General features: G+C 76.4%; 18 protein-coding genes. 5 read left to right on the forward strand and 13 right to left on the reverse strand.

Annotated elements, in window-relative coordinates; genetic code table 11:
* Positions 1 to 11: 11 nt before the first annotated feature.
* The 3 genes from CRP52_RS23045 to CRP52_RS23055 all read right to left on the reverse strand — a co-directional run bounded on the left by CRP52_RS23045 (position 12) and on the right by CRP52_RS23055 (position 2,754).
* Positions 12 to 692: an SCO2322 family protein gene (locus CRP52_RS23045; RefSeq protein ID WP_097238124.1), complete on the reverse strand. Its 681-nt coding sequence runs from the start codon at positions 690 to 692 to the stop codon at positions 12 to 14.
* Positions 692 to 1,939 carry a prenyltransferase/squalene oxidase repeat-containing protein gene (locus CRP52_RS40590; protein WP_097238125.1) on the reverse strand — a complete coding sequence of 416 codons (1,248 nt, stop codon included), beginning with the start codon at positions 1,937 to 1,939 and terminating at the stop codon, positions 692 to 694. The genes CRP52_RS23045 and CRP52_RS40590 overlap by 1 nt, the downstream gene beginning before the upstream one ends.
* Before the next feature lie 188 nt (positions 1,940 to 2,127).
* A complete protein-coding gene (locus CRP52_RS23055) occupies positions 2,128 to 2,754 on the reverse strand; it encodes a TetR family transcriptional regulator (protein ID WP_257032810.1) in 627 nt (208 codons plus the stop codon).
* Positions 2,755 to 3,030: 276 nt separating this feature from the next.
* Between CRP52_RS23055 and CRP52_RS23060 the strand changes: the two genes are divergently transcribed.
* The 3 genes from CRP52_RS23060 (at position 3,031) to CRP52_RS23070 (ending at position 6,273) form a co-directional block, all read left to right on the forward strand.
* Positions 3,031 to 4,341 carry a glycosyltransferase family 4 protein gene (locus tag CRP52_RS23060; protein WP_097238126.1) on the forward strand — a complete coding sequence of 437 codons (1,311 nt, stop codon included), beginning with the start codon at positions 3,031 to 3,033 and terminating at the stop codon, positions 4,339 to 4,341.
* Between the two features lie 139 nt (positions 4,342 to 4,480).
* Entirely contained in the window at positions 4,481 to 5,215 is a 735-nt protein-coding gene (locus CRP52_RS23065) for a class I SAM-dependent methyltransferase (RefSeq protein ID WP_097238127.1), read from the forward strand.
* Positions 5,212 to 6,273, forward strand: a complete 1,062-nt coding sequence (locus CRP52_RS23070) for a prenyltransferase (protein ID WP_097238128.1) — start codon at positions 5,212 to 5,214, stop codon at positions 6,271 to 6,273. The genes CRP52_RS23065 and CRP52_RS23070 overlap by 4 nt, the downstream gene beginning before the upstream one ends.
* Positions 6,274 to 6,382: 109 nt before the next feature.
* Here CRP52_RS23070 and CRP52_RS23075 read toward each other — a convergent pair whose 3' ends face one another.
* The 4 genes from CRP52_RS23075 to CRP52_RS23090 form a co-directional block, all read right to left on the reverse strand.
* Positions 6,383 to 7,291, reverse strand: coding sequence for a hypothetical protein (locus CRP52_RS23075; protein WP_097238129.1), 909 nt, complete (start codon positions 7,289 to 7,291; stop codon positions 6,383 to 6,385).
* A 216-nt stretch (positions 7,292 to 7,507) separates the two neighbouring features.
* Positions 7,508 to 8,506: an N-acetylmuramoyl-L-alanine amidase gene (locus tag CRP52_RS23080; RefSeq protein ID WP_179852890.1), complete on the reverse strand. Its 999-nt coding sequence runs from the start codon at positions 8,504 to 8,506 to the stop codon at positions 7,508 to 7,510.
* 7 nt (positions 8,507 to 8,513) lie between these two features.
* Positions 8,514 to 9,788: a hypothetical protein gene (locus tag CRP52_RS23085; protein WP_097238130.1), complete on the reverse strand. Its 1,275-nt coding sequence runs from the start codon at positions 9,786 to 9,788 to the stop codon at positions 8,514 to 8,516.
* A 157-nt stretch (positions 9,789 to 9,945) separates the two neighbouring features.
* Positions 9,946 to 10,599, reverse strand: a complete 654-nt coding sequence (locus tag CRP52_RS23090; protein ID WP_097238131.1) for a class I SAM-dependent methyltransferase — start codon at positions 10,597 to 10,599, stop codon at positions 9,946 to 9,948.
* Between the two features lie 226 nt (positions 10,600 to 10,825).
* On the opposite strand from CRP52_RS23090, the gene CRP52_RS23095 reads away from it, so the two are divergent.
* Entirely contained in the window at positions 10,826 to 11,908 is a 1,083-nt protein-coding gene (locus tag CRP52_RS23095; RefSeq protein WP_097238132.1) for an alcohol dehydrogenase catalytic domain-containing protein, read from the forward strand.
* Between the two features lie 184 nt (positions 11,909 to 12,092).
* Here CRP52_RS23095 and CRP52_RS38425 read toward each other — a convergent pair whose 3' ends face one another.
* From CRP52_RS38425 to lanL, 6 genes are all read right to left on the reverse strand, one after another.
* Positions 12,093 to 12,263, reverse strand: a complete 171-nt coding sequence (locus CRP52_RS38425; protein ID WP_179852626.1) for a hypothetical protein — start codon at positions 12,261 to 12,263, stop codon at positions 12,093 to 12,095.
* Between the two features lie 184 nt (positions 12,264 to 12,447).
* A complete protein-coding gene (locus tag CRP52_RS23100) occupies positions 12,448 to 14,301 on the reverse strand; it encodes an ATP-binding cassette domain-containing protein (protein WP_097238133.1) in 1,854 nt (617 codons plus the stop codon).
* A 98-nt stretch (positions 14,302 to 14,399) separates the two neighbouring features.
* Entirely contained in the window at positions 14,400 to 16,055 is a 1,656-nt protein-coding gene (locus CRP52_RS23105; protein ID WP_257032811.1) for an ATP-binding cassette domain-containing protein, read from the reverse strand.
* Positions 16,056 to 16,180: 125 nt separating this feature from the next.
* Positions 16,181 to 16,324, reverse strand: a complete 144-nt coding sequence (locus tag CRP52_RS38430) for a VenA family class IV lanthipeptide (protein ID WP_179852891.1) — start codon at positions 16,322 to 16,324, stop codon at positions 16,181 to 16,183.
* A 142-nt stretch (positions 16,325 to 16,466) separates the two neighbouring features.
* Entirely contained in the window at positions 16,467 to 18,482 is a 2,016-nt protein-coding gene (locus tag CRP52_RS23110) for a S9 family peptidase (RefSeq protein ID WP_097238134.1), read from the reverse strand.
* Positions 18,479 to 21,472, reverse strand: coding sequence for a class IV lanthionine synthetase LanL (lanL, locus tag CRP52_RS23115; RefSeq protein ID WP_097238135.1), 2,994 nt, complete (start codon positions 21,470 to 21,472; stop codon positions 18,479 to 18,481). The genes CRP52_RS23110 and lanL overlap by 4 nt, the downstream gene beginning before the upstream one ends.
* A gap of 485 nt (positions 21,473 to 21,957) precedes the next feature.
* Between lanL and CRP52_RS23120 the strand changes: the two genes are divergently transcribed.
* Positions 21,958 to 22,794, forward strand: a complete 837-nt coding sequence (locus tag CRP52_RS23120; protein ID WP_097238136.1) for a Nif3-like dinuclear metal center hexameric protein — start codon at positions 21,958 to 21,960, stop codon at positions 22,792 to 22,794.
* The last annotated feature ends 13 nt before the right edge of the window (positions 22,795 to 22,807 follow it).

The following is a 22,807-nucleotide window of genomic DNA, read 5'->3' on the forward strand; positions in this document are numbered from 1 at the left end:
GTCGGGCGGGGTCAGGGGTGACGGCGGCGGCGCGCCTGCCAGACGGCGCCCCCGGCGAGGACGGCGACCAGCGCGCCCCCGGCGATCGGGCCGATGTCCGGGCCGCCGCTCCCGGCCTTCGGGGCGTCCGGCCGGGCGGCGCCCGCCGCGCCGACCTGGTCGGCGCAGCCCGCCTTCGGGTACCCGGCGATGGCGCAGAGCAGGCCGTTGGTGTCGTACCGCAGCGGCGGGGCGACGGCGGCCAGCACCTCGGCCGAGGTGGCCCGGGGCGTGACGGCGGCACACGCGGTCCGCGGCTCGGGGACCTCGGCGGAGGAGGAAACCCCCGTGTCCCCGGCGGTGCCGAAGTCCAGCACCACGGCCACCCGCTTCTGCCCCTCCTGCGCGGGCGTCCCCGCGCAGATGTCCGCGAAGCTCCCGGCCGTGCGCGGCTTCGCGGCGTCCTGCCCCCCGTCCGGGCTCACCGCGAACCGCCAGCCGTCCACGGCCCCGTCCTGCGGCACCGCGACCGCGGGCCCCTGCTGCTGGTACGCCCAGCCGCCGCCGTCCGCGCCGCGCCAGAACGACCAGTACCGGTACCCGGCGGCCTCCGCGGGCGAGGCGGCCGCGGCGAGGACCAGCAGGGCGCCGAGCAGGGTGGCGAGCAGCGCGGCGGGAGAGGCCCCTGAGGTGCGGGCGGCGTGCGGGCGCATCAGAGCTTCGGGTTGCGCTTGCGCTGGAGGCTGAGGAGCAGGCCGCCGCCGATGCCGATGAGGAGGCCGACGCCGATGAGCCAGTACTGGCTGATGCTGTCGGTCTTCTTCTTCGCCGGGGTGGCGTGGTCCGAGGTGGTGGTGGCCTTGGGGGTGGGGCCGAGCGCGGTGAGCTTGCCGGTGAGTTCGGCGGTGTCGCGGTGGGCGGCCTCGGAGACCAGGAGCAGGGTGGCGGTGGCGCCGGCGTCGCTGCCGTCCTTGGTCCAGGCGGCTTCCTGCTGGTCCAGCCAGTCGACGGCGCCGGCGGCCTGGTCGTGGTGGCCGCTCTGGCTGAGGGCGAGGGCGGCCCAGGCGGTGGCGGTGTAGTCGGGGCTGGGGGCGGCGCCCGGGGTGGTGAGGGTGAGGTGGTCGCCGCCGCCGGTGAGCTGGGCGCTCAGGTAGGCGCCGACGGCCTCACCGGCCTCGGCGTGCGGGACGGTGGCGGGCGCGGAGCCGTCGGCGCAGGCGAGCGGCTTGGGCTCGGTGTCGGCGCGCACCGAGCCGGCGACCGGCAGGTGGCCGCCAGCCGCGGCGAGCGCGGCCTGGGCGCTGGCCAGGGTGTTGGGGGCGAGGGCGCCGGTGGCGGCGTCCGGCTGGTAGGCGAAGGCGCCGCGCTGGTCGGCGGGGGCGGCGCAGCCGAGCTGGAAGCGGGCGAGGCCGTCGAAGGCGTTCTTCCCGGCGGCGCCGCCGCTGCCGGCCTTGGCGACGCTCGCCGGGTCGGTCCGGGCGGCGAACAGGGCGCTGACGGCGAGGCCGGTGGAGTTGGCGTCGCCCGGGTTGCCCGGGTTGTAGGCCCAGCTGCCGTCGGCGTTCTGGTTGGCCTTGAGCCAGGCGACGCCCTTGTCGACGGCCGGCTGGTGCCCGCCGAGGGCGATCAGGGCCTGGACGGCGACGGCGGTGGCGTTGCTGTCCTCGGACTTGGGATCGCAGCCGGCGCCGGCCGCGCGGTAGGAGGGCCAGCCGCCGTCCTCGCACTGCTGGCCGGTGAGCCAGCCGACCGCCGAGTCGGCGGGGGTGACCTTGGCGGCGGTGAGCGCGGTGAGGGCCAGGGCCTGGCGCCACACGCCGTCGTACGTCGGGTCGCTCTTGCCGTACAGGCCGTCCGGGACGGCGGGCGGGGACACGTCGGCGAGGGCCGGTCCGGCGGCGATGCCGGTGAGCAGCGCGGCGGACAGGGCGGCGGCGCCCAGGCGGGCGGCGGTCAGCATGGTGCGGGTGTGCCTTTCGGTGAGCGGAGGAGGCCCGGGCGGGGCCGTTCCGTGGTCCTCGACGGTGCCGGGCGAGCGGACCGGGCCGGCCGCCCGTCGACTCTAGCCGCCGGGGCGGCCCGGTCCGCTCGCGCGGGCAGGAACAGGTTCCAGTCAGCGGTCCGGTCAGGGTCCGGGCGTCGGCCCGGTCAGGGCAGGGTGAGCAGCCGGGCCGCGGTGTGCAGGTCGGCCCGGACCTCGGCGATCGAGGCGCGTCCGGAGAGCCAGGCGACGAGCGCCGAGTGCCAGGTGTGCTCGATGACCCGCACCGCCGCGCGCTGGCTCTCGCTGGGCGGGCCGGACTGGCCGATCGCGTCCAGGATGAGCTGCCCGGTGGCGGCGCTGACCTCGTCCACCTCGGCCCCGACCGAGCGGTCCGCGAAGGACAGCGCCCGGACCATCGCCTCGGCCAGCAACGGCTCGCGCTGCAGCCCGTGGAACGCCCGGGTGAGGGTGTCGGCGACCCGCAGCGCGGGCTCCGCGTCGGTCGGCGGGTGGCGCCGGATGTGCTCGTGCAGGCCCTGCAGCTGTTCCAGCATCACCGCGACGAGCAGGTGCACCTTGGACGGGAAGTACCGGTAGAGCGTGCCGAGCGCGACCTGCGCGCTCTCCGCGACCTCCCGCATCTGCACCGCCTCGTACCCGCCCCGCGAGGCCAGCGCGGTGGCCGCCCGCAGGATCCGCCGCCGGCGTTCGGCCTGGCGCGCGGTCAGCGGCAGCTCGGCGGCCCGGGGCAGGACGGGGCTCGGGGTGAGGGGTTCGGTCGTCGACGGCAAGGGTGCTCCCGGGCGGGCGAGAGTGGCGGCGTGCTCCACGAGATCGGCAGGGTCGGTGGGATCGGTGCAGGCAACGGACAGGACCGGTCGGCCGGTCGGGCGTGGCGGGAATCACCAACCCTGGCAGCCGAGGTAAAGCTACGGGCCGGTATCTTCGAGGTCTCTCATTGTTCACGTGGTCGACGGCGTGTTCCAGGGCCACTGAAACCTGATCTACTTTAGCGACCGGCAGCACCGACCGGCAGTGAAGATCGCAGCTAGAGAAGAGGGCCCAGGATGACCGCGCAGCCGCTGCGGATTGCCCTGCTGTCGTACCGGGGGGACCCCTTCTGCGGTGGTCAGGGCGTCTACGTACGGCACCTCTCCCGCGAACTGGCCAGGCTCGGCCACCACGTGGACGTGATCGGCGCGCAGCCCTTCCCGGTGCTGGACGAGGTCGAAGGACCCGGCTCGGTGCGCCTGGTCGAGCTGCCCAGCCTGGACCTCTACCGCGCCGACGACCCCTTCCGCACCCCCGCCCGCAGCGAGTTCCGCGGCCCGGTGGACGTGCTGGAGTTCGCCACCATGCGCACCGGCGGCTTCCCCGAGCCGCTGACCTTCTCGCTGCGCGCCCGGCAGTACCTGGCCGCGCACAAGGGCCGCTACGACGTCGTGCACGACAACCAGACCCTCGGCTACGGCCTGCTGGGCCTGGCCCGGCACGGATTCCCGCTGGTCACCACGATCCACCACCCGATCACCGTGGACCGGCAGCTGGAGCTGGACGCCGCCGGCACCCGGCTCAAGCGGCTCTCGCTGCGCCGCTGGTACGCCTTCACCCGGATGCAGCGGCGGGTCGCCGCGCGGCTGGACCACGTGATCACCGTCTCCGGCACCTCGCAGCGCGAGATCGCCGAGCACCTGGGGGCGGCGCCCGGCGCGATCTCGGTGGTGCCGATCGGCGCCGACACCCGGCTCTGGTCGCCCTCCGAGGAGATCGCCCGGGTGCCCGGCCGGATCGTCACCACCTCCAGCGCGGACGTCCCGCTGAAGGGCCTGGTCTTCCTGGTGGAGGCGCTCGCCAAGGTCCGCACCGAGCGGGACGCCCACCTGGTGGTGGTCGGCAAGCCGCAGAAGGAGGACGGGCCGGTGGCCGAGGCGGTGCGCCGCTTCGGGCTGGCGGAGCACATCGAGTTCCGCAGCGGTCTGACCGACCGGGAGCTGGTCGACCTCTACCGCTCGGCCGAGGTGGCCTGCGTCCCGTCGCTGTACGAGGGCTTCTCGCTGCCCGCCGCCGAGGCGATGGCCACCGGCACCCCGCTGGTCGCCACCACCGGCGGGGCGATCCCCGAGGTGGCCGGGCCGGACGGGGAGACCTGTGTGGCCGTGCCGCCGGGGGAGGCGGACATGCTGGCCGCCGCGCTCGGCCGGCTGCTGGACGACCCGCAGCTGCGCGCCGAGCTGGGCGCGGCCGGCCGGGAGCGGGTGCTGGCCCGGTTCACCTGGGAGCGGGCCGCCGAGCTGACCGCCGAGGCGTACCGTGCGGCGATCGCCACCGGCGTTGGCGCCCGGGCCCGCTCGGGGCCGGGCTGGCGGTACGTGGCCTGAACCGGGGCCCGGCCCCGGGTGGGCCGGTGCGGCCCGGGTCGGTCGGTGCGGATTCGCCGCCCGAGGCGGCGTGCACAGGCCGACGATGCGTGACGAAGCGTCAAGAACGCTTGGTAGCAATAGGAATGGGAGTCCTGCAGTGCTGACCGTCGATTTCTCGCGGTTCCCGCTCGCCCCCGGCGACCGGGTGCTCGACCTGGGCTGCGGCGGGGGCCGGCACGCGTTCGAGTGCTACCGCCGCGGCGCCAATGTGATCGCCCTCGACCAGAACGCCGAGGAGATCGCCGAGGTCACGAAGTGGTTCGCGGCGATGGAGCAGGCCGGTGAGGCCCCCGAGGGCGCGTCGGCGGTCGCGATGGAGGGCAACGCGCTGGCGCTGCCGTTCGAGGACGAGTACTTCGACAAGATCATCATCTCCGAGGTGATGGAGCACATCCCCGACGACAAGGGCGTGCTCAACGAGATGTTCCGCGTCCTCAAGCCGGGCGGCCTGCTCGCCGTCACCGTGCCGCGCTGGCTCCCGGAGAAGATCTGCTGGGCGCTGTCCGACGAGTACCACGAGGTCGAGGGCGGCCACATCCGCATCTACCGGGGCGACGAACTGCTCGGCAAGCTCAAGGACGCCGGCCTGGAGCCGTACGGCACCCACCACGCGCACGCGCTCCACTCGCCGTACTGGTGGATCAAGTGCGCGGTCGGCGTGAACAACGACAAGGCGCTGCCGGTCAAGGCCTACCACCAGCTGCTGGTCTGGGACATCGTCGGCACCCCGGTGATCAGCACCCTCACCAAGGCCGCAGAGAAGGCGCTCAACCCGGTCATCGGCAAGAGCTTCGTCGCCTACGCCTCCAAGCCGCGGCGGGCGGGCGCATGACCGCCGCCGTCCCCGAGGTGCTGCTGCTCGACGGGGTGCTCGACGCCGAGCAGGCCGCCGACACCGTGCGCAGCATCCTCGCCGAGCAGCGCCCCGACGGCGCCATACCCTGGTTCGCCGGCCACCACCTGGACCCGTGGGACCACACCGAGGCCGCGATGGCCCTCGACACGGCCGGCGAGCACGCCGCCGCCGAGGCCGCCTACCGCTGGCTCGCCGCCCACCAGAACCCGGACGGCTCCTGGTACGCCGCGTACACCGACGGCGTGGTCACCGACCGGGCCAAGGAGAGCAACTTCTGCGCCTACGTGGCGGTCGGGGTCTGGCACCACCACCTCAGCACCGGTGACGACGCCTTCCTGGAGTGGATCTGGCCGGTCGTCCGGCGCGCCCTGGACTTCATCACCGCCCTGCGGCTGCCCGGCGGTCCGATCGCCTGGCGGGTCGACGAGGACGGCACCGCCACCGAGGAGGCGCTGCTCACCGGCTCGTCCAGCATCCTGCACGCACTGCGCTGCGGCCTGGCCATCGCCGACTACCTGGAGGAGCCGCAGCCCGACTGGGAGCTCGCGGCCGGCCGGCTGGGGCACGCCGTCGCCCACCACCCGGAGCGGTTCCTGGACAAGGACCGCTACTCGATGGACTGGTACTACCCGGTGCTCGGCACCGGCCTGCGCGGCGACGCGGCGCTGGCCCGGATCGAGCGGGACTGGGAGCGCTTCGTCGTCCCCGGCCTCGGCGTGCGCTGCGTCAGCGACCGCCCGTGGGTGACCGGCGGCGAGAGCGCCGAACTGGCCCTGGCGCTCTGGGCGATCGGCCAGTCCGACCGCGCGGTGGACATCCTGCGCTGGATCCAGAAGCACCTGCGGCACGAGGACGGCTCGTACTGGACCGGGTACGTCTTCGAGGACGACGCGATCTGGCCGGAGGAGCGCACCACCTGGACGGCCGGGGCGCTGCTGCTCGCCGTGGCCGCGCTCGGCGGGGATCCGGCGACGGTCGCGGTCTTCGGCGGGGAGCAGCTGCCTGTCGGACTGGTGGTCCAGGACTGCTGCTGACAGCGGTCGCGGGTACGGCGAGCCGGCACGTGCGGCGAGGCGGAACCCACGGCGAAGGGGCGGGACCGGAGAGAATCCGGTCCCGCCCCTTCGTCCTGCCTGCGGTGCGTCAGCCGCGCTGGATGCCCTGGGTGTCGGCCAGCACGCCCTGGGTGCCGTCCGGCAGCTGCGCGACCAGCGCGGTGCCGCGCTGCTCGACGGCCAGGTACCAGGTGCCGGGCACGACCTCGCCGATCGGGGCGCCGGCCGGGTTGTCCTTCGGGGCCAGCTGGCGCGGGGCCGGGACGGCGAACCAGAACGGCTGGAAGTCCGCCGCCGGGGCGGGCTGCTGTGCGACCGGGGCGGCCGGCTGCGGGGCCGGGACACCGGCGTCCTGCGGCTGACCGGCCTGGGCCGGCTGACCGGGCTGCGGCTGGCCGGCGGCCGGGTAGCCGTAGCCGCCCTGGGCGCCGAACGCCGGGTCGTGACCCTGGGCCGGGTAGCCGTACTGGCCGGGCTGACCGGGGGCGCCCGGCTGGCCGGCGCCCGGGTAGCCGCCCTGGTACGGGACGGCCGGGCGGTCGGAGACCAGCGGCGCCTTCAGCGCGGGCACCAGCGGGCCGGCCGCGGCCGCACCGGCGAGCACGATCAGCGAGATCAGGCCGAGCCAGGCGCCGAAGCCGTGGCTGATGCCGGCGCCGTCGTAGCCGCCGCCCAGCGCCCAGATCGAGGTCCACAGCGCGGCGACCGCGAAGGCGATGCCCCACTGGTCCAGCCGCAGGCCGAGCACCTGGCGGTTGGTCGCGGCCTGGCCCTGGAAGCGCTGCACCAGGATCAGCACCGCGGCAGCGATGCCCAGCAGGTAGATCGAGGGCAGGATGGGGAACAGCTGGGTGCTCCACGCGTTCTGCGAGGCGTCGGGCCCGCAGTACCTACCGGCACAGCTCACGGTCCAGTAGGGCAGGAAGGAGGCGATGAAGAGCAGGACGGCCGCGCCTGCGACGGCGGCGTCTCCCCTGGTGAGAGCGCGCAGATTCACTAACGTTCCCCTCGTTGACGTGTCGTGGACGGTGGTTCGTGCGGTCGGGCTGACCGGCCGAAACTCCCGAACGGACCAGAAGCCTAGGGCCAACCGTCCTGCCGGCGCACGGCGGGACCGGGAACGGGGCGAAGTCGTTGCAAACCACGCGGGCCGGGCGTAGTGCCCTCCGCCGGGGCGTGCGGCCCAACTTCCGTACTGGGTCCCCGAGATCTTCTATTGGGTCGTCAGGAACGCGGTCAGCGCGTCGGCGATCCCCTGGGCCGCCAGCTGGCGCCACTGAGGGTCCGTCATCCGCTTCGCGTCCGTCGAGTTGCGCATGTTACCGCACTCGATGAACACCTTGGGGACGCCGGAGAGGTTGAGGCCGCCCAGGTCGGAGCGGGTGTCCAGGCCCTGGTTCGCGATGTAGTCCGCGTACGGCTCGCCGGTCACGGTGTGGAAGTGGTCGCGCAGCAGCAGGCCGAGCCGGTGCGAGGGTTCGACGATCGCGGAGTTGTCCGCCTTCCCGGCCACCACCTTGGCGGGCATGATCACGTGGAACCCGCTGCCGCTGCCCGGGCCGCCGTCCCCGTGCACCGAGACCGCGACGTCGGCGTGCGCGTCGGCGCCGGCCTTGGCGCGTTCGTCGATGCACGGACCCCAGGGGCGGTCGCCGTCCTGCACCAGCACCACGTGGGCGCCCCGGGCGGCCAGGATGGCGCGGGCCCGGCGGGAGACGTCCAGGGTGAACTCGGCCTCGGTGTAGCCGGCGTTGGTCTCCGTCCCCGTGGTGTCGCACTCCTTGCGGGCGTTGCCGATGTCCACCTGACGGTTGATCTCGGCGGGGTGTGCGACGTTGCCGGGGTTGTGGCCGGGGTCGAGGACGACGGTACGGCCGGCGAGGCCGGTCGCCGCGGGGGCGGTGGTGGGGCCGGAAGCGGTGGTCGGGTCGGCCGGGGCGGGGGTGGCGGTCGGGGCGTCGGCGGTCGGGGTGCCGCCGGTGGGCGGCGGGGCGACGGGCGGGGTGAGCGGCGTCGCGGCCGGGTCGGCGGTGCCCGCCGGGGCGGTGGCGGTGGCGGAGGCCGTGGCGGCCGTGGCGCCCGCCGGGCCGGAGTCGTCGAGGGCCCGCCAGCCGAGCCAGCCCGCCGTGCAGAGCGGAACGACCGCGGCCACCACCGTGGTGACGCGCAGCAGGGCGGAGCGGCGGGGCGGTCGGGAGGTGGTTCCGGTCACGGGCTGGTCAGATCCTGTCCTGGGTCCGCGGGGTCAGGCCGTAGCTGTTCGCGATCGGGTTCCACTTGGTCATGAAGTCCGTCTTCGCCTGCGTGGCCTGCGGGTTGAGCTCGTCCGCGTGCTTCTTGTCCTGGGTGGTCGGGGCCTTGCCGGAGCAGCCCTGGGCGGCGACGGCGCGCGCCCAGCTCGCGTACGCCTTGTCGATGTCGGCGGACAACTGCCAGGCCGACTTCAGCGAGTTCACCGCGTCCGTGCCGCCCGGCACGTCCGTCACGCTCAGCTTGGCGAGCTTGGTCAGCAGTGCGGCCCGCTGGGTGGCACCGCTGTCGAACACCTGCGCCGCGCCCTCGATGTCCGCCTTCGACGGGCAGCTGCTCACCTTCGCGACGGCGTTGCCGATCGGGGCCTTGGCGCTCTCGCCCTCGCTGAGCAGGCCGTCCAGCGCCTGCGCCTGGGCCTGTGCGTTGGGCCCGGCGCCGGTCGCGGTCGGGGACGGCGCCGCGGTGGGCGAGGCCGGGGCACCCGAGGCGGCGTCCGTACCGGTGGGGGCAGTGGCGGGCGGCGGATTGCCGGCGCCGGTGGCGGGCGCGGTCGTGGGGGCGGGTGCGGCCTGGGCGCCCTTGTCGCCGTCGCCCCGGGCGGCGAACAGCAGGCCGCCGCCGATCGCCAGCACCAGCAGCAGGGCGAAGCCGATCAGCAGCGGCGTCCGGCGGTTGGCCGGGCGGTCGTCGTCCTCGTCGTCCTGGTAGGCGGTCGGGTAGTCGGCGGGGTAGCCGGTCGGGTAGCCGGGCTGGGCGCCGTACGGGGGCTGCGGCGGGGCGGCGGGGGGCTGGAGGGGGTAGCCGTGGTCCTGCTGCTCCGGGGCTCGGTACGGGGGGGCCGGGGGCTGGGCGGGTTGGTACGAGGGGGCCTGCTGCGCGGTCGCGTGGGCGGGGAACGGCGAGGCCGCGGGAGGGCCGGTCGGGGGCTGCGGGGCGGCGGCGCGGGGGAACGGGGCGGTCGGCGGGTCGTAGCCGGGCGCGGTGGCCAGGTACGGGCGGGCGCCCAGCGGCGGGCCCTGGTCGCCGACGGCGCCGGGCCCGGGCGGCGGAGCGACCGGGCCGGGGCGGGGATCGGCGGGGGCGGGGGACTGCGGGGCGACGGGCGGCTGCGGCGCCGCGGCCGCCGCCTCCGGGGCGGGACCGGCGCCGGCCGGGTGCTGCGGGCCGCGCACCCAGCCGCCGGCGCCGCCGCGCGCCGTGGGATCCCAGACCGCCGGAGCGGTGTTCTGCTGGTCGGTCATGTCGCTGCTGGCCCCCACCGTCCGCCGATGCTCTGCCTGGTGCTGCGCGGCCACCGTACCGTTCGACCCCCCGCCCTGGCACGACGTCGGGACATCGGTGCGGGGCCCGTGGGGTGGCTCGGCGGATTCGTCCGAGGTCAGGTCCGGGCGCCGGGTGTCAGCGGGCGGGGCGGCGCAGGACGCGCAGCGAGCCGGTCACCGAGACCTCCTCGAAGCCCTCGGCCAGCGCCCGCAGGTACACCCGGTACGGGGCCTGGCCGCCGTCCGCCGGGTCCGGGAAGACGTCGTGCACCACCAGCAGGCCCTCCGGCGCCAGGTGCGGGACCCAGCCCTCGTAGTCGCCGGTCGCGTGCTCGTCGGTGTGCCCGCCGTCGATGAACACCAGCCCCAGCGGGCGCCCCCACAGCGCGGCGATCCGCGGCGAGCGGCCGACCAGCGCCACCACGTGCTCCTCCAGCCCGGCGGCGTGCAGCGCGCGGCGGAAGCGCGGCAGGGTGTCCATCAGGCCGACCTCCGGGTCGACCAGGGTCGGGTCGTGGTACTCCCAGCCGGGCTGCTGCTCCTCCGAGCCGCGGTGGTGGTCCACGGTCAGCGCGACCGTGCCGGCCTCCCGGGCCGCCGCGGCCAGCAGGATCGCCGAGCGGCCGCAGTAGGTGCCGATCTCCAGCACCGGCAGGCCGGTGTCGCGGGCCGCCGCGACCGCCGCCGCGTACAGCGCCAGCCCCTCGTCCACCGGCATGAACCCGGTGGCCGCCTCGAACGCCGCCAGCACCTCGGGCGCCGGGTGGGCGCTCTGCAGCAGGTCGGACATGCGGTGCTCCTCGGGGTGGGACGTGGACGGACGTGGCTCGGACCCTACTCGACGGTAGCGGCGGGGGCATCGGCGGGGACCGCCCGGTCGGGGCCCGGGGAATGTCCACAGTTCTGCCGCGCGGTTCTTGTGGAACGCGTTCTACTCCGGCCGTGCCGGGAATGCCAGAATCGGCCGTCCGAGGATCCATCCACCGCGTCACCCGATGCACCCAGGGAGCAGCCAGATGCGCGCAGCCGTCCTGCACAAGACCGGACAGGACACCCTCGACGTCCGGGAGGACGTGACCGCGGTCGGCTTCGGGAAGGGCACCGTCCGGGTCCGGATGCGGGCCGCCAGCCTGTGCCACTCCGACCTCTCCGCGATGAGCGGCGTCCTCCCGCAGCCGGCGCCGTTCGTGCCCGGGCACGAGGGCGCCGGGGACGTGCTGGAGGTCGGCGAGGACGTGACCGGCCTCGCCGTCGGCGACCGCGTGGTGCTCTGCTGGATGGCCCCGTGCGGCCTCTGCGACCACTGCCGGCGGGACCGCGGGCACCTGTGCATCGCCAGCCTGCGCCGGCTCGGTGCCCCGGGCTTCCGGATCGAGGAGGGCGGTCTGACCGCCTCCGGCTTCTACGGCACCGGCGCCTTCGCCGAGGAGGTCGTGGTCTCCGCCGACGCCGTCATCAAGGTGCCCGCCGACCTGCCGTACGAGGCCGCCGCGCTGATCGGCTGCGGGGTGACCACCGGGGTGGGCGCCGCGGTGAACACCGCCAGGGTCGAGCCGGGGGCCTCCGTCGCGGTGATCGGCGCGGGCGGCGTCGGCGTGGCCACCGTCCAGGGCGCCCGGGTCTGCGGCGCCGGCCGGATCACCGTCGTCGACCCGGTCGCCTCGCGCCGCGAGCGCGCCCTCACCTTCGGCGCCACCGAGGCCATTGCCCCCGAGGAGCTGAAGGCCGTCGCCAAGAAGGTGCCCGGCGGCGGCTTCGACTACGTCTTCGAGGCGGTCGGCCGCGCGGCCACCGTCCGGGCCGGCTACGACGCGGCCCGGCGCGGCGGCGCGGTGGTCGTCATCGGCGCGGGCGCCCAGGACGACCTCGCGCAGTTCACCATGGGCGAGCTGTTCTTCAACGAGAAGCGCCTGCTGCCCTCGCTCTACGGCGGGGCGACGGTGGGGCGCACCGTCGCCCTGGTGGTGGACCTCTGGCGGGCCGGGCGGATCGACCTCGACGGCATGGTCACCCACCGGGTGGGGCTGGCGGACGTCAACGAGGCGATCGCGCAGATGCGCAGCGGCGAGGCGCTGCGGACCGTGGTGACGATGGACTGACGGCGGGCCGAGGGCTCTCGGGTTGCTCCTGATGCGCCGTCGAGTGTGCTGACGAGTGCGCCGACGAGCGAGGGCCCGCCGGGGAGCGCTGCTCCCCTCGGCGGGCCCTCTGCGTGCTGCTGCTGCCGGTCGCGAGCCGCGGGTGGCCTCGCGTGCCGGGGGTTCGCGGGTTCGCGGGTGCGGGTCAGCCCTGCGACCCGGCCGCGCGGTGGCGGCCGTGCGCGTCGGACTTCGAGCTGTCGTCGGCGGCGGACCGGCCGCGGTGACGGCCGTGCGCGCTGTCATCGGCCGTCTTCTCGTCGGCGTCGGTCCCGTTGACCGCGGGTCCGGTGATGTCGGTGAGGGTGTCGGACATGAGAAATCGTCTTCCGTGCGGAGGGTGCTGGTCATCGGCGCCCGCCCGGCGCCGGAGGCACACGGCCGGGTCCCCGATCGAGCGCTCGGTACGCGCTTCGAGGGTCCGTCTTCGGGCCTGGCCGGTGATCGCGGCCCGTGCCCCGGCCACCATAACGGCCGCGGCGGACGAGATCCTATCGAGATCACGACGCGAGCCCGGCGCCGGTCCGGGGCGCGGAACCGAGCCAGTGGCCGACCAGCTCGCGGTAGAGCGGGGACAGCACCTGCAGATCGCCGTGCCGGGCCAGCAGCCCGTGCCCGCCGTCCAGCAGCAGCACCCGGTCCGCCCGCAGCGCGGAACTGATGCGGTGTGCCACGACCACCAGCGTCCCCGGCCGGGCGGCGAAGGCCCGCTCGACCCGCTCCTCGGCGGCCGGGTCCAGGTGGCAGGTCGCCTCGTCCAGCACGACGACCGGGGCGGGGGACAGGTACGTCCGTACCAGCGCCAGCAACTGGCGCTCACCTGACGAGAGTTCACCCGAATCGCCCAGGGCCGCCGCCAGGACGGCGGTCGGCCCGCCCAACCGCGCCACCAACTCCTCCGCGCCCAGCAGCGCCACCGCCGCGGCGAGCCGGGCGTCGTCGGTGTCCGGGGCGAGCCAGAGCAGGTTGTCCCGTACCGAGCCAGGGAACACGTACGCCTCCTGCGGCACCAGCGCCACCAGCCGGGCCGGCTCCGGCCGTACCCCGCCGACCGTCACCCGCCCCGCCGTCGGCTCCAGCACCCCGGCCAGCAGTGCGGCGAGCGTCGACTTCCCCGCCCCGCTCGGGCCCACCACCGCCACGTGCTCGCCGGGCCGGAGGCTCGCGTCGAGGCCCGCCAGGACGGGTACGGCCCCGCCGCCGTGCCCGAACCGGACGCCCGTCAGCCGCACCTCGGCCGCCGTGTCCCCGGGTGGGGCCGAGCTGCCGGCGCGGGCCGGAACCGGGACGGCGGGAGCGGCCGTGGTGGTGGCCAGGCGGTCGAGGACGACGGCGAGGTCGAGCAGCCAGCCGCCGACCGTGCCGGCCAGGGTCCGGACGGCCGGGTCGAGTTGTTGGACGAGGTAGGTGGCGACGCCGAGCAGTTCGCCCGGGGTCAGGGCGTGCCGGGCGAGCAGCCACGGTGCCGCCGCGAGGACGGCCAGCACGGGCAGCCGTCCGCCGACGGCGACGACGAGGGCCCGCAGGGCGGAGGCCCGGCCGAGTGCCCGGGAGGCGGCGGCGCTCTCCCGGGCAGCCGCGGTCAGCGCCCGGGCCACCTCGTCCGCGGTGCCGGTGGCCTGGACGTCGCGCAGCCCGTGCAGCGCCCGGCCGGCCTCGGCGGCGAGCCGTTCCTCGGCCAGGACGACGGCCCGCCGCCGCGCCACCAGCGGGCGCAGCAGCCGGGCGAAGAGCAGCCCGGCGGCCGACAGCGGCAGCAGCACCAGGGGCAGGACGGCGGGTGCGAGCAGCGTCAGGCCGATCAGGGCGGCGACCAGGGTGACCCCGACCCCACGCAGGGTGCGCAGCAGCGTCGCGGTCAACTGCCGTACGGCTTCGACCTGTTCGGTGAGGCGGGCGAGCTCGGCCGGATCCGCCGACGGGCGGTGGAGCGCACTGCGGACCACCCGTTCGACCAGGGCGTCCCGCAGCGGCTCCACCACCCCGGCGAGGTGCGGGAACCCGGCGCGCGTCGCGTACGCCCGTACGGCCATGGCCGCGCCGAACCCGCCCAGCCAGGCCACCCCGACGCCGGGTCGGCCGAGGAGGAAACCCTGGTCGACGGCGGCCGAGACGAACAGCCCGGACACCAGCGGCGGCAGCGCCTCCACCCCGGACCAGGCGAGCAGCCGCAACAGCGGGCCCCGGGTGGCCGTCAACTGTGGCTGCAGCAGCTGCCATCCGGGCGCGGAGCCGAGCGCGGAGCCGAGCGCGGAGCCGAGCGCGGAGCCGAGCGCGGGACGTCGGCCCGGTCGACGTCCCGCGCGGAGTGATCGGGCGGGGTGGTCGGTGCGCAGGGGCGGTGTGGGGTGCATGGGAGGTCGGATCCGCGGGCTTTCTGTGAGGGGCGGGCGCGGGAGTCTGTGCAGGAAGTCGGCCCGGCCGACTTCCCGTGCGGGCCGTCAGCGGGCCGTCAGCGGGCCGCCGCCTGGAGGGCGCTGTCCGCGAGGGTGGCGCGGTAGTCGGGATCGGCGAGGAGCACGGCATGCGGGGCCAGGGCACGCAGCCGGCCGGCGTCGAGCCAGGCGACCAGGTCGGCGCGCGCGGCGACGGCGGCGCGGTGGGCGACCACCAGGCGGGTACGGCCGTGGGTGGCCTGGTCGAGGGCCTGGCTGACCTGGTACTCGGTGGCCAGGTCCAGGCCCGAGGTGGCGTCGTCCAGGACGACCACCCGGGTGCGCCGCGCCAGCAGCCGGGCGAGCCCGAGGCGCTGCAACTCGCCGCCGGAGAGGCGGAGTTCGTCGAGCGGGGTGTCCCATCCGTGCGGCAGCCGGCGCAGCAGCCCGTCGGTGCGGGCGGCCGCCGCCTCGGCCGGTCCCGCGCCCGCCAGGGCGTCGCGGACGGTACGGCCGACCAGCTCGGGCCGGGCGAAGGCGTAGCCGACCGCCTGCTGCAGCTCGGACGGCGCCAGCGCGCCCACCGGGACGCCGTCGATCAGCACGGTCCCTTCGTCGGCGTCGCGCAGCCGCCCGGGCAGCGCGGCCAGCAGGGACTTGCCGGAGCCGGAGCGCCCGACCAGGGCGAGCGTCCGGCCGCCGGGAACGGTGAGGTCGAGCGGGCCGAGCAGTACCCGGTCGCCGTCGCGCACCACCACGCCGCGCAGCTCGACCTCCCCACTGCCGGCCCCTGGCAGCGCCTGCGTACCGCAGGGCGCCGGCGCCAGCGCCAGCAGCTCGTCCACCCGGGCCTGCCCGGTCCGCGCGTGCGCCACCCCGACCAGCGCCTCGACCTGCTCGAACAGCCCCGCGCCCAGCGCCGCCCAGCCGGCCGCCGCCGCGAGCGCGCCGGGGGCGAGGGCGCCGCCCGCGAGCAGGAAGCCGGCGGTGGTGAGCACCGCCACCTCGACCAGGGCGATCAGCAGGGTCGCCTGCCAGGCGGTGCGCCGCTGCGCCGCCCAGAGCGCGCGGCCGGCCGCCGAGAGCTCCGGCAGCGGCGCCAACACCCTTGCAGCCTCGCGCTGTTCGGCATCCGCCGCGTGGATGCTGCGCAGCCCGGTGAGGGCGCCGCTCAGCCGGGCGGCGAGTGCGGCCTGGACCTCCTGGTAGCGGGCGAACACCGGCCCGGCCTGCCGCAGGAAGAGCCGGATCAGCACCACACCGGGCACCACGCCCGCGAAGAAGGCGAGCGCCAGCCACGGCGAGAGCACCCCGAGCCCGACGATCGCGCCGACCGAGGTGAGCAGCGCGGTGGCGGCGCCCAGGACGGCGGGCAGCCACCCGCCCGCGTCGCCGGCCGAGCCCAGCAGCCGGGCGGCGAGGTCGCCGGGAGGGGGTCCGCCGCGCAGCCGGCCGCCGGGCCCCAGAGCGAGCAGATGGCGGACGAGGCGTCCGCGCAGGGCGGCGGTGGCCTCGGCGGAGCAGGCCGGTCCGGCCGCGGCGGCGGTGGCATGGGCGGCGGCCGCCGCGCCCAGGAGGAGGGCGAGCAGCAGGAGCGCGCCGGGCCCGGACCGCCGGCCGAGGGCGGCGTCGACGGCCCCGGCGAGCACGGCGGGCAGCGCGAGGGCGGTGGCGGCCTCGACCGGCAGGGCGATGCCGAGCGCGAGGGTCCAGCCGGTGGGGCGGCAGGGCAACGGCGGGCTCCCGTCGAAGAGTCGGAGGAAAAGGAGGGAAGACGGGTGCCGCCCCCGCCTGTCCGGACAGGCAGGGACGGCACCCGGTGGCTACCGCCCGATCAGCGGTCGGCCGAGCCGGTGGCTCAGCTGACGGTGAAGAGCAGGCAGGTCAGGATGAGACAGGTGTACTGGCAGCCGTTGCCGTGGCCGGTCAGCTCGACGGACTCGGTCTCCGGCAGGTTCTGCAGCGCCGCGAGGTCGGTCTCGAAGTCCACCATGTTCTCCATGAGTGTTTCCTCCCCTTGAAGGTGCCGCCCGCAGCGATCTGCGTGCGGGCATCGGGTGTTGCCCCCCCGGGCGGCCTCCATCCACCGCGCCGGGGGTGTGCCCGGGCCTCGACGGGCCCGGGAGTCTGGGGTGCGGGCGGGCTCAGCCCGGCCGGCCGGTCCGCAGGAAGGCGGCCAGCAGTTCGTGCAGCACGGCGCCGCCCTCCTCGGCGAGCACCTCGTGCCCGGAGCCGGCCGCCTCGACGTACCGGAAGTCGGCGCCCTCGACCCGCCCGATCCGCAGCAACTCGTGCCGCAGGGAGCGGGATTGGCTCACCGGAACGACCTCGTCCCGGTTGCCGTGCACCATCAGCAGCGGCGCGGTCAGCCGGTGCGCCAGCTGCAGGACGTCGCGCGGTCCGCGGGCGTCGGTGATCGGCTCGCCGGCGCCCAGCCGGGTGGTCAACGCCCGTACGGGGGGCGCCGCTTCGGCCAGCAGGCGGGCGCCGGACAGGAACGGTGCGACGACGGCGCAGCGGGCGACCTGCCCGGCGGGCGCGTGCGCGGCCGCCAGCAGGGCCAGGAACGCGCCGTAGCTGACCCCGAACAGTGCGGGCGGCTCCAGGCCGAGCGCCGCGCGCTGGCCCGCGATGCCGTCCAGCAGGTACAGCACGTCGTCGAGGTCGGGCCCGCCCCAGGCGCCCCGGATGGCCATCGCGTGCGGCACCCCGTAGCCCGTCGAGCCGCGCTGGTTGGGGGCGACCACGGCCAGGCCCTCGGCGGCCATCCGCTGCAGCGCCGGGTCGAACTCCAGCCGCCAGGCGTCCGCCGGGCCGCCGTGCAGCGCCAGCACCAGGTGCGGGCTGCTCAGCCAGGCGTCCCCGCCGTACACCACGGCCTCCAACGGGCCTGCCGGGCCCGCCAGTTCGAGGCTCTGCGCGGGGAACCAGCGGCCGCCGTCCCCGGGCGGGGTGCTGCCGTCCAGCCGCCAACCGGCGGGCGGGGTCCGTACGGTGCGCACCCCGCCGGGCTGCCAGGGCAGCACGGTGTCCCGCCAGGGCCCGGGCAACCCGGAGCCCAGCGGCGCGAGTTGGAGCGGCAGCGGCATCGGGACGGTACCGGCGGGCAGCGGGCCGTGGGCCAGCAGGGCGTCCACGTCCAGGGTGGCCAGCGCCGCCGGGTGGTCGGGCGAGGAGTACGGCATCCGCAGCCCCGCCCCGTCCCAGTGGCCGACCGCGCCGAGCCGCCCGGGCGGCACCGGCAGCGGGTCCAACCGTCCGGCGGACGGCTGCCACTGGGCGAGCGCCGAGCCGGCGCCGTGGTCGATCTGCACCGCGACCCGGGGGCCGTCCGCCCCCGCCCCGCGCCGCAGCGCGACCGGCCGCAGGACCATGCCCGCGACGTGCAGGCACTCCGGGAACCGCAGCGGCTCGCCGCCGCCGAGGACGCCCCAGCCGAGCCGGTCGGTGCCGGGCGCGTCGCTGCGCACCATCGCGAACCGGCTGTCCGGGTCGAACAGCACCAGGCGGTCGTTGCTGCGCTCGCCGATCTCCAGCAGCGGGGTGGCGGCACCGGTGCGCAGGTCCAGCACCACGCTGCGCACCAGGCCGGCGTGGACCCGGTCCAGTGCGAGCAGCGCGCCCGCGTGGTCCAGCCAGACGCCGCCGCCGTGCAACCCCGGGAGTTCGGCGACCTGTTCGGGGGCGCTGCCGTCGGTGCGCACCAGCCAGGCGGTGGTCGCCGGGCGGGTGTCGGTGCCGAGGGCGAGCGCCACCGGCGTCCGCGGGCCGGCGCCCGCCGGGACCGGGAGCGGCACCAGGCGCAGCCCGGCCATCCGGAGCGAGGCCAGGGGCTCCTCTGCGGCACCGTACGAACCGCCCTCGCCGTGTTCGCCGCAGGAGAGGCGGACCAGGTCGTGCCGTTCGCCGTCGTGCCGGCAGACCAGCACCGAACCGTCCGGCAGCGCGACCAGTTGCGAGCGCAGGCTCTCCGAACGGTTGCCGGACAGCGGCAGCGCGAGCGGCACGGCCGGGGTGCCGTCCGGTGGCAGGCGCCAACTCTCCGCGTACCAGCCGCTGTCGGCGGAGGAGGCGAGGCAGGCGGCATGGCTGCCGTCGGGGGCGAAGGTGAAGCTCAGTCGGCGCAGGGCCTGGGTCATGGTCCGGGTGGCCACGTTCATGCTCCACTCACCCCGCCGCTGCCGGAGGGGAGTCGGCGTACGGTGGGCGGCACCGGGTCCAGCCAGAGCCGGGGGCCGCCGTCACGCAGCCGTAGCAGGAAGGCCAACGGGCCTGCCGTGCCGGTGCCGTAGGCGGGGGCGCAGCCCGTACCGGTCTCGTCGGGGAGCACCAGGAGGCCGTCGCGCCGGGCCGTCCGGGTGGCGATGAGGGCGGCCGACTGCTCGGCGGCGCAGCGGAATTCGGGCTCTCCGGTGGCCTCGGCGAGGTCCAGCAGGTACTCGCCGTCGCCGGCCAGTCCGTGGCAGGCGCTCACCCCGCCGTGCCAGCGGGCGGCGGACACGGCACGTCCGGCGGCGCGGGCCAGGTCGAGGGTGTCGGCGTCGCCGGTGGCCCGCCAGAGCCGCAGCAGGAAGCTGCCCGCGCCGGAGGAGCCGCTGCACCAGTGGGAGAGCCGGATGTGGGCCGGGTCGTTCGCGCTCTGCGGCCACCAGGCGCGCTCGCGACCGTCGTCCCAGCGGACGGTCGCGGCGAGGGTGTGCCCGGCCGCGACGGCGCCGGCCAGCAGGGCCTGGTCGCCGGTGGCCTCGGCGGCGGCCAGCAGGAAGGCGCCCACACCGGCCACGCCGTGGGCGAAGCCGAGGTGGGTGATCCCGGCGAGCGCGGAGTCGAAGTCCAGGGGCACCGGCCAGACCGTTCCGTACGGTTCGTGGCGGGCGGCGGCGAGCAGGGCGCGGGCGGCGTGGGCGGCGCGGTCCAGGAAGTCCTGGCTCCCGGCCGCGGCACCGGTGAAACCCCCGGCGGTGAAGCCTCCGGTGGTGAAGTCATCTGCGGTGAAGTCATGTGCGGCGAAGCGGAGTTGGGTGAATCCGGCGCCGGCCGCGCCGTGGCAGACGTCGGGGTTGGGCCACTCGACGGCGATCCGACGGGCGAGTGCGGCGGCCCGAACGGCCAGCTCGGGGTCGTCCAAGGCCCGGGCGGCGTCCAGGAGCGCCCAGGCGGTGCCGGACCGTCCGAAGTGCAGGCCGGGCAGCACCACCGGCTCGACGGCGATGCGCCGCTCGATCCAGTCTGCGGCCGTCCGCGCCGTCCGCACGGCCTCCTCCCGTATCCCGTCCGGCAGCCGCCCGCCCGCAACGGCCCGGGCCAGCACGGCCAGCACCCCGGCGGCGCCGTGCTGCACATTGCACGGATCGGTGCGTTCCCCGGCGGGCACCACGGGCCAGAGCCGGTCCCGCCGCTCCGGGGTGGCGGTGGCGGCGAGGTGGCGCAGGCCGTCGTGCAGCAGCCGGTCGAGCGGCGGGGCGTCCTCGTCGCCGGCGCGAGCGGTGCCGCTGTCCGTGCCCCGCCGGGCGGGCGCGTGCCACAGCGGTGTGACGACGGCGGCACCCCGCCCCGGTGCCACACCGGCCCTGTCCGGCTCGCCCGCGCCCAGCGCCTCCCGGACCCGCCCGATCCCCCACCGCTGCTCCGGCTCCTCGGCCCGCAGCCCGAGGATCGCCGGCGCCAGCCGCCGCGCCGTCGCCCCCGTCCGCGCCGCGAGGGCGAGCCAGCGGCCGAGGCGTTCGGCGACCGGCCGGGCCTGCGGGAGGTCGTCCGGCAGGAGCGGGTCGTGCCCGGTGGCCAGGAGGAAGAGCAGGCCGCCGAGGGCGTACAGGTCGACGGCCGGGTCGGCGACGCAGCTGCCCGTGCCGGCGAGCCGGCCGGGCCCGTGTTCGGGCGCGCGGTAGCCGGGGGTGCCGGCCGATCCGGCGGCGCGGCCGGTCTCGGCGGCGAGTTCGAGGTCGACCAGCCGCAGAGTGCCGTCGGGGCGGACCATGACGTTGCCGGGGGAGAGGTCGCGCAGGACCAGCCCCTGGGCGTGCACTCGCTCGACCAGGTCGAGCAGGGCGTGCGCGAGCGGTCCGGCTTCGGCCCAGTCGACGTCGGGGCTGCCGTCGCGCCGCAGCCGGGCGGCGACCCAGCTGCCCAGCGGCTGTCCGGCGATTCGTTCCTGCACCAGGAAGACGGAGTCGTCCTGCTCGATCAGGTCGACGGCGCGCGGCGCCAGGTCCTGCCCGGCCAGGCGGTCGAGCAGCGCGGCCTCGTGCCGCAGCGCGTCGCGGGCGTCGGTGCCCGCGCGGTCGACCTCGATGTGTGCGCGCGCCTGCTTGACCACGACCTCGGCGCCGCTGGACGTCTCCCGCCCGAGGAACACCCCGCCCTTGGCGCCGTGTCGCACGGCGGCGGTGACCGCGTACCGCCCGGCCAGCAGCACCCCGCTGCTGGCCTTGCGCCCGCCGCCGGCCTTGCGGTCACCGCCCCCGGCGGTCTCCGCGCGCAGCGGATCCCGCACCCACGCCGGCGCCCGGTACGACCCGCCGCGGACGTCCTCCGCCCGCTCCCCGCCCGGCCCGCGCAGCACCGACCGGTACTCCCCGTCGTTGCCCAGCTTCGCCGGCAGCGCGAACGCGCCGTACCGGTAGTGCACCCGGCTCCCGGGCCGGTACGGCTGGTCGGAGAGCACCACCGGCCCCGGCAGCCCGGCGGTGGCCCGGTCGAGCCCGGCCGCCAGCCGCTGGAACTGCGCGTCGTCCGCCGGGTAGACGGTGATGAACTTGCCCGCCGAACCACGGTCGCTGTTCCGGGAGTTGAGCTCCCGCAGCCGTTCCGGCCCGGCGGCGAACTTGAAGCTGCACGGATCCTCGGCGAGCTCCCGGACGACCGCCGCGAGCACCTGCTCGCCGACCACCGAGGCCGCGCTCACGTGCAGCTTCCACCCCTGCTCCGGCAGTTCCACCGAAGGCCGGGACGAGGACGCGGACGGCCTGGCCGTGCACCAGAAGCCACCGACGGTGACCTCCCAGCCACCGTCGCCTCCCCGGCCCCCGGTACCGGCCAGCGCCGCCCGCGTCGTCTCCGGCCACGAACCGGCCGCACCCGGCCCGCGCCCCACCGATCCCCTGTCCCCGGCCGTACGCGGTGATGTGCCCGCCCTCATTCGCCGCCACATCCCTTCGTCTCGGCCGCCGCCACCCGCGGGTGCCGCACTGCTCCGGCACCCGGGGCGTACGGCCCGGCCTGATCGGTGTCCTTGTGCGACCCCGGCTCGGGGCTCGCGCTCCCGGCTCGGGGCTCGCGCTCCCGGATCGGGGCTACTGACGGGGCAACTCCCGTTCGCAGAGCTGAAGTTAGTTTCGAGAAAACCGACGCCTCAACGCAGAGCCGGTCACTTCACTCGTAAGGGTGATCAGGATGCGGTTTCGCATCCGGACGGGGGCCGCGGTGTGAGCAGAGCGCGCCGGGCGTGCGGGGGCGCACGGCCCGCGCGGGCCCGGGCGGGCGCTCCTCGCCGACCCCGCGCCGCAGGTTGACGCGCATCCGTACGCCGACGGCACCCCCGTCCGAACCCGCGCCCGCAGCCGCCGGAGCCGCCGGAACGCCGGGCCCCGAACGGCCGAGGCCCGACCGCCCCCGCGCGCACGGTAGTCTCGACAGGTGCCGAAACTGTCCGACGTCATCACCGCGCTCGAAGAGGTCTACCCCCCGCAGTGGGCGGAGTCCTGGGACGCCGTCGGCCTGGTCTGCGGAGACCCTCAGGCCGAGGTCAACCGCGTGCTCTTCGCCGTCGACCCCGTCCAGGCGGTCGTCGACGAGGCCGTGGAGTGGGGCGCCGACCTGGTCGTCACCCACCACCCCCTCTACCTGCGCGGCACCACCAGCGTCGCCGCCACCACCTTCAAGGGGCGGGTGGTGCACTCGCTGATCACCAACGGCATCGCCCTGCACGTCGCCCACACCAACGCCGACCACGCCGACCCCGGCGTCTCGGACGCGCTCGCCGAGGCCGTCGGCCTGCGGGTGACCGGTCCGCTGGTGCCGGACCCGACCGACCCGCTGGGCCGCCGCGGCGCCGGCCGGATCGGCCTGCTGGAGCCCCCGCTGACCCTGTCCGCGTTCGCCGCGCAGGTCGCGAAGGGCCTGCCCGCCACCGCCGCCGGCGTCCGCGTCGCGGGCGACCCGACCCGGCTGGTCAGCCGGGTCGCGGTGTGCGGCGGCTCGGGCGACAGCCTCTTCGCCGAGGTCCGGGCGGCCGGCGTGGACGCCTACGTGACCGCCGACCTGCGCCACCACCCGGCCTCAGAGGCCGCCGAGGCGGCGCCCGTCGCGCTGATCGACGCCGCCCACTGGGCCACCGAGTGGCCCTGGCTCACCCTGGCCGAGCGGGCCCTGCAGTCCGCCGCGGACAAGCGCGGCTGGGCCGTGGAGACCAAGGTCTCCCACCGGGTCACCGACCCGTGGACCGCGCACGCCCCCATGTCCTTCACCGCCTGACCCGATTCACAGG

Source organism: Streptomyces sp. 1331.2, from assembly GCF_900199205.1.
Classification (GTDB): Bacteria; Actinomycetota; Actinomycetes; order Streptomycetales; family Streptomycetaceae; genus Kitasatospora.

Bases quoted from the DNA above. Each gene is read 5' to 3' on its own strand.
- CRP52_RS23085 (WP_097238130.1), bottom strand. From the start codon at position 9,788: ATGACCGACCAGCAGAACACCGCTCCGGCGGTCTGGGATCCCACGGCG.
- CRP52_RS23060 (WP_097238126.1), top strand. From the start codon at position 3,031: ATGACCGCGCAGCCGCTGCGGATTGCCCTGCTGTCGTACCGGGGGGAC.
- CRP52_RS38425 (WP_179852626.1), bottom strand. From the start codon at position 12,263: ATGTCCGACACCCTCACCGACATCACCGGACCCGCGGTCAACGGGACC.
- CRP52_RS23110 (WP_097238134.1), bottom strand. From the start codon at position 18,482: ATGAACGTGGCCACCCGGACCATGACCCAGGCCCTGCGCCGACTGAGC.
- CRP52_RS23090 (WP_097238131.1), bottom strand. From the start codon at position 10,599: ATGTCCGACCTGCTGCAGAGCGCCCACCCGGCGCCCGAGGTGCTGGCG.
- CRP52_RS23045 (WP_097238124.1), bottom strand. From the start codon at position 692: ATGCGCCCGCACGCCGCCCGCACCTCAGGGGCCTCTCCCGCCGCGCTG.
- CRP52_RS40590 (WP_097238125.1), bottom strand. From the start codon at position 1,939: ATGCTGACCGCCGCCCGCCTGGGCGCCGCCGCCCTGTCCGCCGCGCTG.
- CRP52_RS38430 (WP_179852891.1), bottom strand. From the start codon at position 16,324: ATGGAGAACATGGTGGACTTCGAGACCGACCTCGCGGCGCTGCAGAAC.
- CRP52_RS23070 (WP_097238128.1), top strand. From the start codon at position 5,212: ATGACCGCCGCCGTCCCCGAGGTGCTGCTGCTCGACGGGGTGCTCGAC.
- lanL (WP_097238135.1), bottom strand. From the start codon at position 21,472: ATGTGGCGGCGAATGAGGGCGGGCACATCACCGCGTACGGCCGGGGAC.
- CRP52_RS23100 (WP_097238133.1), bottom strand. From the start codon at position 14,301: ATGCACCCCACACCGCCCCTGCGCACCGACCACCCCGCCCGATCACTC.
- CRP52_RS23095 (WP_097238132.1), top strand. From the start codon at position 10,826: ATGCGCGCAGCCGTCCTGCACAAGACCGGACAGGACACCCTCGACGTC.